Genomic DNA, 12,626 nt, shown 5'->3' on the forward strand with positions numbered 1-12,626 from the left:
TCAGCTGTGTGTTTTCCGTATGCACTCCATAAGCCGTTCAAGCGACCCGACTTCGAAAACAAGGAGGATAGTCCCCTCAATTTTCTTCGACTCGATCAGGAACTGTGTCTTTGCGATAACTACCCAGTCGTCCTGCATTCCGCGAAACCGGTCTGTGGCAATCGTACTCAGCTGCCCCTCGAAATATACGGGAAGGGAAAATGACAGGTTCTCAGAAAGGATATTGGAGATCGATCCCATTACGGCGTTGATAATGATGTTTCCTACTTCTTTCATCGTCTCGACCTGGACTGCGTCCATGCTGTCGGTGCCGCTTTCTTCTCCTGAGAGAAGGTTCACGAGCGTGAGTGCACTGTCCGGGGGAAAGACCAGCGCCGTGACTCCGGAGAACTGCCCGTGGAATTCCTGCATGACTGTAGACAGGAGATCGGATCCAAGGACGGTTTTATTGACACCGGCAAGTTCCCCGAACGGAATAAGGTGGATCTCCGGGACGCTGAGCCGGATATTGGAGCCGGTGATCTCGTTGAGGAGACCGGCCGCCCTCCCCACCCCGATATTGATCAGTTCGGTGAGTGCATCCTGTGCATCTTCGTCGAACTCCATCGGCATCACGGGCCTGTAAGGATCTCGTTTACTGCTGCAAGCACCTCATCCCGGTTCACCGGTTTGTTGAGCACTGCGGCAGCCCCGAGACTTTTACATCTGTTCAGGGTGGTCTTCTGGATATCCGAGGTCAGGATGATCGCCGGAATGCGCAGTTCCTTTTGCATGAGTGTCTCAAGGACCTGGAATCCGTCTGTTTCGGGCATGAGGAGATCCGAAATAATGAGATCCGGCCGGGCCGCTTCTGCCAGGCCGAGACCTTCTTTCCCGTTCTTTGCAAGGGTGACCTCGTGCCCGTTTTCTTCAAGAACGGTCGATATGATCTTGCGCTGGAACGATGAGTCTTCAATTACAAGCACGTGAGCCATGACATGAACCTGTCCCGTGTTTCTCAGGGTTTCCTGATCCAATACATCTCTGTTCTCCCTGAAAAGGGTTATCCCCCCGGATGTACCGAATCCGGCCGTGAAGGTACCCGTGAGGAAAATTCATCCGAGAGAATCACCCATGCTACTAGTACACGATGTGTCCCATGTACTCCGTTCTTTTTGTAGATGACGAGCCGGATCTGCTCGACATCACCAAACTTTTCCTCGAAGCATCCGGAAAATTCCATGTGGATACCTGCGGATCGGCAGCGGATGCCCTTGCCCTGCCCGGTCTTGCCGCGTACGATGCGGTTATCACCGATTTCCAGATGCCGGTCATGAACGGTATTGAATTTTTAAAAGAGATCCGGCAGAAATTTGGCGATCTGCCGGTGCTTATCTTTACCGGCCACAGCCGCGAAGACATCGTGATCGAAGCCCTCAACAGCGGCGCGGATTTTTACGTCCAGAAAGGCGGCGATCCCGAAGCCCAGTACACGGAACTCGGGTACAAGACACTTCAGGCAATCCTCCGGCGCCGGGCTGAACAATCGGTGGATTCCTATACCAGGATCTTTGCCACGATCCCGGTCGGCCTTTTGCTGTTAAACGCAGATCTCGAGATCCGGCAGGCGTCGGAAGTCATTGCCCGCATGGTCCTGCGGGAGCCGGCCGATATCATCGGGGAGCAGGCCGGGGCCGGGCTCGGGTGCATCCACAGCCGGGAAGTACCCGAAGGCTGCGGCCATTCCCGGTACTGCCCGGATTGTCCGTTAAGAAACGGTGTCAGGAAGGTTCTTGCCAACGATATTTCTGTCCGCGATGCGATCATCCCGCTTACTCTCCTTATCGGGGGGAAACCCACGGACCGCCTGCTCCGGGTGAACGCCGGGCCGGTCATCCTTAAAAATGCCCGGTACGTGATTGTGGCAATCGATGATGTGACAAGCATTCAGGCCGGGCTTGCCGGGTCTGCCTGACCGGGCCGGATAGTCCGGGAAATTATACTGTTCCGACAGCCTTAAAAAACGTGTAGCAGAAGACGCCGTCCGGCCCGCAGGTCCGGTACAGGTCTTCTATTCCCCGCTCCCATTCGGCCGGGGTCATCATGCCCTTTTTTATCGCCTCGTCCCTGACGCCCGCGACCATCGCGGTAAAGGTCTGCTTCGTGAACCCCTCCACGAGCGCCGGCCGCGAGGCATCCACGTACACCATCCGGGGCGAGACCTGAACCGCGGAAAATCCGGCCGAGACGAGCAGCGGGTAGAGCTCCCGGCCGATGAGTGCATTGCCCCCGGCTTCCTTCTGGAGATCGACAAGGCACCGGATCGCCCGCCGGGCTGCCGTGCTGTCCGGGTGGAAGTACGCCGAACCGTGGTCGCCTTCGATCACGGTGATCGTGCCGCCGGGTTTCACGAGCGTCCTGAGCGTACAAAGCGCCCGGCCCGGATCGGGGAGGTGTTCGAGCACGAAGCAGACAAAGACATGGTCGAAGCTTCCCGGCGCAAACGGGAGGCTGAAGAGATCGGCCGCCTGGAATTTCACGTTTTTGATCCCTTCGGCTTTCGCCCGCTCCTCTGCCCGCCGGACGGATTCCGGCGAGATATCGATCGAGACGATCTCCGCATTCGGGCTGTTCTTTGCAAGAATCACGGTCTGTGCGCCGGTCCCGCAGCCTGCTTCGAGCACCCGGCACCCGGCCGGGTACCGGGTATCGTGGTGGAGGAGATCGGTCAGCGTCCGCGCCTGGTCGCCGAGCCGTTTTGCTTCGCCTGCGGAATACCCGTGGACATAGGAGTTCGCCGTCATGTGCATCTCTTGGTAAGGGTACCGGTACACCGTCCCGGCTAAAAAAAAGCACGGCCCGGCATCTGCCCGGGTTTTTCCTCTTGGCCGGATCTCTACCGCAGGATCGTAACGCGTTTGTGCTGCGGGGGATAGAAGAGCCGGCCCGATTCCCGGACCGGGTCGGCAAGGACCAGCGTGTTTCCCTCCTGTTTCGCGGTCACGATGTAGGAATTGTACACGAGTCCTTTGACCTCATCCCGGGAAGCGTACGGGGTAACGTGTGCCGGATCGGTCCCGGTGTACTTCGGGTAGCAGGCCGGATCGCCCCATCCCCTGCCGAGCACAAGATCGGCAACCCTCCAGCGGTCGCCATCATCGAAGAAGGCAAGCCACCGCCGCGGGTCCGGCTGCGGGAGAACCAAAAACGCGTCCGTGAGCGCCGGCCGCGAGAGCAGGAACGCCACGAACCGGACGAGCAGGAAGGCAAAGAAGATCGCCGCGTACGCAAGAATCCCCTGCGCGAGCGTAACAACGCCGAGCGCCATCCAGATCACAAAGAAGAGGCTCGCTGCCAGCAGGATCAGGCTCGGGCCCGGAAGGATAAAGAGCGCATATTTTTTGTCTGTCTTCGGGAAGAAGAGCGGGATGCCCGGGCTTGCCGGGAGGTCCATGGCGATGTGCAGGAATCCGCCGGCAAATACCACGGCGCAGGCTGCGGGCGTGATCGCGGCCGGGTTTACAAAACCGGCAAGGGCAGCAAGCCCGATCCCGATACATGCCGAGGCTGCCATGATGCAGACCCCGATCAGGCTGTGGGCGATCCCGCCGTGCACAAAGAGGTACAGCCGGGGCGAGTTCTTCGAGAAAAGCGAGAAGAGCACGTCCGCATCGATGATCACGGCCCCGATAACGATAAACGGGATGTACTGCGGGAAGCCGAGCACGTACGCGAGGATGGCGGCGGCAAGCGCATGGGTGAGTGAGTCCACGATCGATCCGGTTAGGGTAGAACGAGAAAAGGCTGCCCGTCCGGGCAGTCCCGCCCCCTAAAAAAACGGATCGCAATCCTTTATTGCATGGCTCCCCGACGTTCCCTGCATGGATACATTCCTGGTTTTTTTTGCCACGCTCCTCTTCATCTTCATCCTTGGCTATACGCGGAAACTCCCCCTCTTTGTCACGCTCCTGCTGGGCGGGCTCTTTTTTGGCCTGCTTGCCGGGGCGGGCCCCGATGCCACGCTCCAGTGGCTGGCCTCGGGTCTTGGCACGATGTTTGGCGCCTTTGCCATCGCCATCCTCTCCGGTATCGTGATCGTCCGGCTGCTCTCCGACCAGGGCCTCATCGAGGTCATGGCTGCCGGGATCCATGCAAAGATCAAAAACACCCGGGCAAGTTCCGGGATCCTCTCCTTTATCCTTGCCGTCCCGATCACCTGCCCGGTCGTCACGTACGCCATGCTCTCCCCGGCGCTTGAAAAGATCGAGCCCGACCGTGAACGGTCAAAGGTCCTGCTCTATGTCGCCGCGGTCAGCGGGATCGTCTCGTACATCCTGATCTTCCCGACACCGGTCACCCAGCCGCTCGTTGCCGCGTTCGCCCCGCAGGTATTCGGCGGTTCGTTGGATCTCGTTACGATCCCGCTCGCCCTCTGCCTGCTCTGCGTTGTGATCGCGGCAGCGGGCCGGTGGATCACGGGTAGCCCGGCGCTGCCCGGGTCCCCGGGCGCCGAACCCGTTCCCCGTACGGAACACGCGCCCATCCCCCTGTCCCTCCATCTCCGGGCATGGGCCCCGTTCATGGCGATCCTTGCCGCGATCCCGGTCGGCCATTTCGTCCTCGGCCTCTCGCACGCGGCGATCCTCCAGTTCATCATGCTCACGGGACTGGTCGTGGCGCTCGTCCTTGCCCCGCCAAAGATCCGGTTCGGGGGATTTTCCGGCGGGATAACGACTGCGGGGATGGTGGTCTTCGACATCTGTGCGGCCGGGGCGATCGGCACGGTCATGGTAAAATCCGGGCTTGCAAAAAGTGCGCTTGCCACGCTCATCCCCATCCTGCCGGATATCCTCATCCCGTTTATTATCGCGGTGATCCTTGCGACCGCACAGGGCTCGCGGATCGTGACTGCGGTCGTCTCTGCGCAGGTGCTGGGGGCTACGGCGCTCGTGCAGGAGATTAACCCGCTGCCCATGATCCTGATGGTCGTTGCCGGCACCTGCATCTTCTGCCACGTCACCGATCCCTTCTTCCACCTTGTGAAAAAGACGACCGGGGACGATACCCCGACCGTTCTGCGGAATTACACGATCCCGCTGGCCTGCATCGGCATTATCATCTTCATCGTTGCGCTCAGCCTCGTGGCGGTGTTCTTCCCGTACCATGAGGATGCCGCCCTTTCCCTCATGGGCGTGTGAGCCGGGCCGGTGTATTTGGGCGTTTCTTTTTTTTAGCCGGCAAAAACCCGACACCCTCGTTTTTACCGTGCCGTTTCATGGGTATAACCGCTCGGTTACATCACCGGAAACTACTTGAAAAGCCGGGCCGCAAATGATCCGGGTATCAGGGAGGAATTTATCCGGCTATGAAACAGATTTTATCGGTTCCGTTTTCCGTGCTTTGGAGGACTGGCTCCTTGGCGCTTGCGGCCCTTTGCCTGACCGCGGTGCTTGCTGCAGGATGCACGGGAACCACCACAAATTCCCCGGCGGCGCTAACCACCCTTACGCCGCTTACCGCGCCGTCGTCCGGCTCGGCCGCCGCAGTCTCTGGGCTCTCGTACGACCCGGTGGTCGGTGTCTGGCGAAGCCCGGGCGCTATCTACAAGTTCGAGATCACGTTCGATGTGAACGGGAAGACGCAGGAGAACTATGCGAGCGTCCCCAATGTCTTTTACAACGGCACGTGGGTATCGCTCGGGGACAACCAGTACCTCGTGACCCGGGACACGGGCGAGAAGTACATCTGGATCCACGACATGTCCGGCAATACCGTGTACAAAAAAGATGCGCCGTCCATTGTGTACAGCCTGTACCAGGGTGTCGGCAGGGCATCTGCCGCGCCGGGCGGCAGCACGTCGGTCTCCGGTGCCGCCCTGCTCTCGGGAACCGGGAACAGTGTCGTGCCGTTTACCGCAACCGGGTCCGGGCTCTGGGTCTTTACCCTGAATTACACGGGGGACAAGAACTTCATTGTCTGGATCACGGACAACCAGGGCAAACGGGTCGCCCTGATCGCAAACGAGATCGGCACCTACTCCGGCATGAAGCCGCAGAAGCTGGATGCCGGGAAATATTACCTTGACGTGACCGCGAGCGGCCCGTGGACGATCAAGGCTGCGCTCTCGTAACGCACATCCGCTCCCGCCTGCGACCGTTTCGCGTGCGAAAACCCCCGGCCCCGCCCGGGCCCCCGGTTACCACTATTTTTTTCCGTTAAAATTTTCTGGCGGGAAACCGGAGAGATGATAAGGACTATTATCGGGAGGGCAGAATCGTGAAGACCACCATCATCTGTGCATCGTACACGGGAACAACCTACGGGGTTGCAGAACAGGTAAGAAAAGAGACGGGCGGGGATCTTGTGGAAGTAACCTCCCGGGATCTTCTCTCCCGGTTTGTTGCCCTCATGGGCCGCCACTCGCCCGGCATGAATGTCAGAAAGAGCGGTACCGAACCGGGGCAGATCGATCTTGCCGGGTCGGATGTTGTCGTGATCGGCACGCCGGTCTGGGGAGGTCAGCCCGTCCCGGCAATAAAAAAGGCGGTTGCCGGCTTCTCCGGCTGCGCAGGAAAACCGGTGGTGCTCTTTGCCACCTGCGGGGACAAGCCGGGCGCAACGCTTGCAGACCTTGCAAAAGCGGTAACGGCAAAGGGCATGGTCGTTGCCGGGCAGTTCTCGTTTAACAAAAACGAGATCGCGGAGGGGACCGGGGTCACGGCGCTCATCGAAAAGGTCCGGAACACGGAAAAATCCGCTTAAACGGATCCTTGCCATATCCTCCATCCCCCACCGGGAAGGTACATCCAATGGAGAACGGGACTTACCGCGGGAGATTCGACCGGGCGATCAGCGAAACGCTCGCGCAGGCAGTCCGGATCATTGCCGACGACCCGGCGCTCTTCTTTTGCGGCTCTGAAATCCTCCTGCACCAGAAAAAAGCGGCCGCAGTAAGGAAGCGCCACGAGCGGGAAGGCCTGCTCGTTCCCCCGGTGATCATTGCAAGCATCACCTCGCGCTGTAACCTTGCGTGTGCCGGCTGCTACATGCACGGCCGCCACGACCGGCCCGCGGCCGAGATGAGCCCAAAGACGCTTGCCGGGATCGTGGACCAGGCGGGCCGCCTCGGGGTCTCGGTGATCGTGATTGCCGGCGGCGAGCCGCTGGTACGAAAAGACGAGATCCTCGCCCTTGCCGGAGCTCACCCGGAGATCCTGTTCCCCGTTTTCTCAAACGGCCTCTTAATCGATGCAGCGGCCGCGGCAGAACTTGCGGCACGAAAAAATATCGTCCCGCTCATCAGCTTCGAGGGGTTCTCCCGCGAGACCGATGCACGGCGCGGCAGCGGGGTCTACGACCGGCTGCTTGCCGTCCTTGTGCGCTTACAGGAGAACCGGGTCTTCTTTGGCTGTTCGGTCACGGTCTCCCGGGAGAATTTTTCCCGGGTAACAGACGAATCGTTTGTCCGTTCCCTGATCGGCCGCGGCGCCCGGGTCTTTGCCTTTGTCGAGTACGTGCCCGTGGAGCCGGGAACAGAAGACCTCGTCCTTACCCCGGAACAGAGAAAAGAACTGCAGGCCGCGTGTACGGAACTGTCCGGGAAATTCCCGGCGCTTTTCATCGGCTTTCCCGGGGACGAGGACCAGTACGGCGGGTGCCTTGCCGCAGGCCGGGGATTCGTGCACGTCAGCCCGTCCGGGAATCTCGAACCCTGTCCCGCAGCGCCGTACTCGGACGAGAACCTTGCGGAAGTGCCGCTCGAAACGGCCCTGCGGTCCCGGCTGCTCTTGCGGATCCGGGAACGCCCGGAGATCCTCACCGAGACAAACGGGGGTTGTGCGCTGCGGGCGAACCGGGCCGTGCTCGATGAGATCGTGGGAATGAGCAAGTGACAAACCAATCTCACTAGAATTTTAACCCATTCCCACAGCGGATTTACTCACGCTTTTTTTGCCGATAATACGCTTTTCTGCAGGAATCCTTATGGCAAGTCCGGGCATCACATCTCTTTGAGGTATAATGGCGATGACAAATCGGACAAATTTTTTCATGTATGAAGCCTTTTGGACGGTTTTTCAATTCCTCTTTGCAATTCAGACAAATTACCCGGGATCTCCATGTTGATGTAAAAAATTCTCGTTTACACTGTCGGCATATCTTCTTTAGTCCCAGATTGATGATGGTTGTCTCACAATAACCACCCGTTTCAAAATCTGATCCCCCTCGCCAGTCTCTTTGATAGTAGGTATTCCCGAGTTTATACCGCAGATTCAAGTTTTTTGTTATATCCATGAGAGCAGAAGTACGGGTTGCAGAAAATTTTCGTCTCTCCATCTAATATTATATTAGTGTCCGATTTAATGTAAATTTGTATTTTTAACAACCAAAATCCAATTTTGTAAGTTTTAATCCATTGTATTTGGTTATAGAGCTTCTATCAGGAGTACTTCTATGAGCAAATTCATTCGTACACGAGCCTTTGTTGGAATTGTGTTTATCATCATTCTAGTAATTCTCTCTATTCTTGCGAACATAACCGGATGGTCTGGTGGAGCAGAAAAAATACTCATAGCCTCTCTTATGTTAGTCTTTACTATCCCAAGAGGAACTTTCTTCACAGACTCCAATGAGAAAACGTGAGAATGTCCAACAGACTTGATGTCACAGAGATGATTCAAATGTGAGCGATCATCAAAAACGAAAAATCACAAAAAGCAACAAGGCCAGGGCCGAGATTTGAACCCGGGTCGAGGGATCCACAGCCCCTTAGGATAACCAGACTACCCTACCCTGGCAGATGTTCCTGTTAACTTGGTCGTGGACTCTGATTAATTTAACTCCCCTCCCGCGCCGGCCAAAAAGCCGCATTTTCCCCGTCCGGCCGCGCCGGATCCCGGGGAGTGTCCGGGAGCGATTATTAATAGGGTAGGGCGTCCATTAAGTTATCAGGTGGCCCTGACAGGATTCGTGTAGGAACAACGCTGCGGCATCTTTCTTTGTGCCGCAGGCGCGGGCAATTTTTACGTAATCCTTGTACATCGGGGCGCGTGCGAACAGGGAAGTGGGTGAGATGGCGGCAGACCCGAAGATCAGGACGCCGATCGTGTGCGTCATGGGGCATGTGGATCACGGAAAGACATCGCTCCTTGACCGGATCCGCGGGTCGTCGGTAGTCTCCTCCGAGGCCGGCGCGATCACCCAGCACATCGGCGCAACGATCGTTCCCATCGACGCGATCAGAAAGATGAGCGGCTCGATGGAGAAGATCCCGTTCAATATCCCCGGCCTGCTCTTTATCGACACCCCGGGACACCACGCGTTTACCACGCTGCGTGCACGGGGCGGGGCGCTCGCCGATATGGCGATCCTTGTCGTGGACATCAGCCAGGGATTCCAGCCCCAGACCATCGAGGCATTGCAGATCCTCCGGAACTGCAAGACGCCGTTTGTGATCGCGGCCACAAAGATCGACCGGATCCACGGCTGGCGGATCAACAAGGACGAGCCTTTCCAGTCCACGTTTGCCAAACAGAACGAGCGGGTGAGAAACGATATCGAGACAAAGACCTACGAGATCGTAGGCAACCTCTCGGACCTCGGCTTCTCCGCGGACCGGTACGACCGGGTCTCGGACTTCCAGCGCAACCTCGCCATTGTTCCCGTGAGCGCCCACACGGGCGAAGGGATCGCGGACCTCTTGATGATCATGATAGGTCTTGCCCAGCGGTACATGGGCGATGCCCTCAAGCTCTCGGTCGAGGGCCCGGGCGAGGGGACCGTGCTCGAAGTCAAAGAGGAGCGGGGCCTTGGGACAACGCTCGATGTGATCCTGTACAACGGCACGCTCAGTGTGGGCGACGAGATCGCCATGGCAACCCAGGACGATGTGGTGACGACCAAGGTCCGCTCGCTCTTAAAACCCCGGCCCATGAAGGAGATTCTTGTCGAGGACCGGTTCGAGCGCGTGAAGTCTGTTGTCGCAGCATCGGGGATCAAGGTCTCGGCCCCGAACCTCGAAAAGGTGATCGCCGGCTCGCCGCTCTTTGTGGTCCGGGGCAATATGGACGAACTTTCGGCCCGGATCAGAAAGGAGATGCAGGAGATCCACGTGAACCTCGCGGAAGAAGGGATCGTGATCAAGGCTGACACGATCGGAGCGCTCGAAGCGCTCTGCAAGGAACTGGAGGCAAAGCAGATCCCGGTGATGCGGGCGCAGGTAGGTCCGGTGAGCCGGCACGATCTCATTGAGACCGAGACAAGCAAGAACGCGATGCTCCGCGTGCTCCTCTCGTTTAACACGCCCATCCTGCCGGACGCGGCCGAGATCATCAAAGACCCGCTCTATACGCAGGTAAAAGTCTTCTCCGGCCAGGTGATCTACCAGATTATCGACCAGTACGTGGAATGGCGCGACGAGCAGAAACGGATCGCGGAGAAGGCCCAGTTCGAGCACGTGATGATGCCGGCAAAGATCCGGCTGATGCCGGACTGCGTGTTCCGGCAGAGCAACCCGGCAGTCGTGGGGGTGCGGGTGCTGGGCGGCAAGCTCCGGCCCGATGTGGATCTCGTCACGCGTGACGGGAAAAAGATGGGGCACCTAAAGACCATCCAGCTCCGGCAGGAGACGATCCGCGAAGCGGACGAGGGTCTTGAAGTTGCCGTTGCCATCGAGGGCGTGACCATCGGGCGTCAGCTCAATGTGGGCGACGATCTCTTAGTCGACCTGCCCGAGCGCCACGTGAAAGTGCTCGAACGCGAGATGATGAAGACCCTCAACGTGAGCACGCAGGAAGTGCTTGCGGAGTTTGTCGCGATCCGGCGCAGGACCGAGCCCTTCTGGGGCAAGTGATCGTACGGATCCGGGAGACGCGAGGATTTAATAGCGTACCGGTATAATTAAGTGGGTACTTCACGTGCACAGGCGTACATCATCGCCCAGGGGCCGGAGAGTGAACCGGGCCGCCCGAAAATTTTCGGGCAGTTCCCGGGATGATCCATAAGGTGAATCAAGCATGGTTGAGTTAAAAGTCGTAGTGTCAGACCCGAAAACCGGCCGCGCCTACAATGTCGACGCCGGTACCGGCGCCGCAGGCGCGATTGTTGGAAAGAACATCGGGGACGAAGTGGACGCCGGCCCGCTCGGGCTTGCAGGCTATAAGATCCTCATCACCGGCGGTTCCGACCAGACCGGTACCCCGGCACGGAGAAGCCTGCCGGGTGCAGGAAGAAAGCAGCTCCTTCTTGCGGAAGGCGTCGGGTTCCACCCGAAGATGGAAGGCGAGCGCAAGAGGAAGATGATCCGCGCCCACCAGATCACCCCCGAGTTCGTGCAGGTCAATGCACGCGTGACCGCGTACGGCGAGAAGACCCTTGACGAGCTCTTCCCCAAGGTCGAGGGCGCCGAGGGCGAGAAGAAAGACAAGAAAGAGAAGAAGACCCGGAAGTAATTCCGGGAAATACTTTTTTCGCGCTGTTGTTTTTATACCGGTTCTCCCGGGTACGCCCGCGTGTCTGTTCCGGCACGGTCCTTTGCCGGGGGTCCCGGTTCGAAAGGCTCTTGTGACGCGGTGCCGATCTTCACGCACGGCCCGGGGCAGGAGATGAGATGGTGCGCACGCGTGATGAGCGGATACGAATCACGACCGATGCCGGGGACCGGGCAGAAGCGTCAGCCCCGGTGATCGTCTCGGCGAGCCGTGCCACCGATATTCCCGCCCGCTATGCGGACTGGTTTTTTGCCCGGCTCCGGCGCGGGCATCTCGCGTGGAAAAATCCGTTCTCGGGCCGGGTGCAGTACGTATCGTTTGCAAAGACCCGGGCGATCGTATTCTGGACAAAAAATCCCGGCCCGGTGCTTCCCCTGCTGCCGCTCCCTGACGAACGCAGGATTGCGTATTATTTCCAGTTCACGCTCAACGATTACGGGCCGGAGGGTTTCGAGCCCGGCCTGCCGGCGCTCGATCAGCGGATCGCGGTGTTTCAGGAATTATCGCACCGGATCGGAAAGGAGCGGGTGGTCTGGCGTTTCGACCCGGTGGTCGCGACAGAAAACCTTGGCGTGGACGAACTCCTTCTCCGGATCCGGTACATCGGGGACCGGCTCGCGCCCTTTACGGAAAAACTGGTTGTTAGTTTCATCGATATTATGCGGTACGCGTCTGTTGCCCGGCACACCGCCCCGCACGGGATCCGGGAGCTTTCGGGCGACGAGATGGACGCGTTCGCTGCGGGACTCTCCCGGCTGAACCGGGCGTGGGGCCTTGCCCTTGCCGCCTGCGCGGAGGAGCGGGACCTGTCCGCGTACGGGATTGAGAAAAACCGGTGCATCGATGGCGGGCTTCTTGCCCGGCTTGCCCCGGATGATGCAGAGCTCGCGGCCTGTCTCCGGGCGCACCCGGGAAAAGATCCGGGGCAGCGAAGGGAGTGCGGGTGCAGTGCGGCAAAAGATATCGGGATGTACAACACGTGCCCGAACGGGTGCGTGTACTGCTATGCGAACCGGAGCCCGGTATCGGCGCGGGAAAATTTTACCCGGCACGGCCGTGCGCCGGAGGCCGAGCTGATCACCGGGGAAGTCGTGCCGGGAAAGGGTGAACGGGCGGCCGGGCCGGGGCAGGAACGGCTTTCCTGATCCGGTCCAGCCCTGC

At 59.0% G+C, this 12,626-nt stretch carries 12 protein-coding genes and 1 tRNA gene; 8 read left to right on the forward strand and 5 right to left on the reverse strand.

Going from position 1 to position 12,626, the window contains the following annotated elements:
• Both BP758_RS08565 and BP758_RS08570 read right to left on the reverse strand, forming a co-directional pair.
• On the reverse strand, positions 1–606 hold the full coding sequence (locus BP758_RS08565; protein WP_292370458.1) for a chemotaxis protein CheX: 606 nt from the start codon (positions 604–606) through the stop codon (positions 1–3).
• Between the two features lie 5 nt (positions 607–611).
• Positions 612–974, reverse strand: coding sequence for a response regulator (locus tag BP758_RS08570; RefSeq protein ID WP_292370459.1), 363 nt, complete (start codon positions 972–974; stop codon positions 612–614).
• 164 nt (positions 975–1,138) lie between these two features.
• On the opposite strand from BP758_RS08570, the gene BP758_RS08575 reads away from it, so the two are divergent.
• Positions 1,139–1,954, forward strand: coding sequence for a response regulator (locus BP758_RS08575; protein WP_292370460.1), 816 nt, complete (start codon positions 1,139–1,141; stop codon positions 1,952–1,954).
• Between the two features lie 22 nt (positions 1,955–1,976).
• On the opposite strand, the gene BP758_RS08580 is transcribed toward BP758_RS08575, so the two are convergent.
• Together BP758_RS08580 and BP758_RS08585 are read right to left on the reverse strand one after the other, a co-directional pair.
• The gene (locus BP758_RS08580) at positions 1,977–2,783 is read right to left on the reverse strand and encodes a class I SAM-dependent methyltransferase (RefSeq protein WP_292370461.1); all 807 of its coding nucleotides are present in this window, start codon (positions 2,781–2,783) and stop codon (positions 1,977–1,979) included.
• A gap of 92 nt (positions 2,784–2,875) precedes the next feature.
• Positions 2,876–3,751 carry a metal-dependent hydrolase gene (locus tag BP758_RS08585; protein ID WP_292370462.1) on the reverse strand — a complete coding sequence of 292 codons (876 nt, stop codon included), beginning with the start codon at positions 3,749–3,751 and terminating at the stop codon, positions 2,876–2,878.
• A 109-nt stretch (positions 3,752–3,860) separates the two neighbouring features.
• Between BP758_RS08585 and BP758_RS08590 the strand changes: the two genes are divergently transcribed.
• From BP758_RS08590 to BP758_RS08605, 4 genes are all read left to right on the forward strand, one after another.
• On the forward strand, positions 3,861–5,177 hold the full coding sequence (locus tag BP758_RS08590; RefSeq protein WP_292370463.1) for a GntP family permease: 1,317 nt from the start codon (positions 3,861–3,863) through the stop codon (positions 5,175–5,177).
• 218 nt (positions 5,178–5,395) lie between these two features.
• Positions 5,396–6,109 carry a hypothetical protein gene (locus tag BP758_RS08595; protein WP_292370464.1) on the forward strand — a complete coding sequence of 238 codons (714 nt, stop codon included), beginning with the start codon at positions 5,396–5,398 and terminating at the stop codon, positions 6,107–6,109.
• 146 nt (positions 6,110–6,255) lie between these two features.
• Positions 6,256–6,741, forward strand: a complete 486-nt coding sequence (locus tag BP758_RS08600; protein ID WP_292370465.1) for a flavodoxin family protein — start codon at positions 6,256–6,258, stop codon at positions 6,739–6,741.
• A gap of 47 nt (positions 6,742–6,788) precedes the next feature.
• A complete protein-coding gene (locus tag BP758_RS08605; protein ID WP_292370466.1) occupies positions 6,789–7,871 on the forward strand; it encodes a radical SAM/SPASM domain-containing protein in 1,083 nt (360 codons plus the stop codon).
• Positions 7,872–8,700: 829 nt separating this feature from the next.
• Here the strand turns inward: BP758_RS08605 and BP758_RS08610 are convergent.
• A tRNA-His gene (locus tag BP758_RS08610) sits at positions 8,701–8,774 on the reverse strand.
• A 275-nt stretch (positions 8,775–9,049) separates the two neighbouring features.
• On the opposite strand from BP758_RS08610, the gene infB reads away from it, so the two are divergent.
• The 3 genes from infB (at position 9,050) to BP758_RS08625 (ending at position 12,610) form a co-directional block, all read left to right on the forward strand.
• Complete coding sequence (infB, locus tag BP758_RS08615; RefSeq protein WP_292370467.1) at positions 9,050–10,828, forward strand: translation initiation factor IF-2; 1,779 nt, start codon at positions 9,050–9,052, stop codon at positions 10,826–10,828.
• Positions 10,829–10,991: 163 nt separating this feature from the next.
• A complete protein-coding gene (locus tag BP758_RS08620) occupies positions 10,992–11,426 on the forward strand; it encodes a 30S ribosomal protein S6e (RefSeq protein WP_292370468.1) in 435 nt (144 codons plus the stop codon).
• 158 nt (positions 11,427–11,584) lie between these two features.
• On the forward strand, positions 11,585–12,610 hold the full coding sequence (locus BP758_RS08625; RefSeq protein ID WP_292370469.1) for a DUF1848 domain-containing protein: 1,026 nt from the start codon (positions 11,585–11,587) through the stop codon (positions 12,608–12,610).
• Positions 12,611–12,626 lie beyond the last annotated feature (16 nt).

The organism is Methanoregula sp. UBA64 (genome assembly GCF_002502735.1).
GTDB lineage: Archaea > Halobacteriota > Methanomicrobia > Methanomicrobiales > Methanospirillaceae > Methanoregula.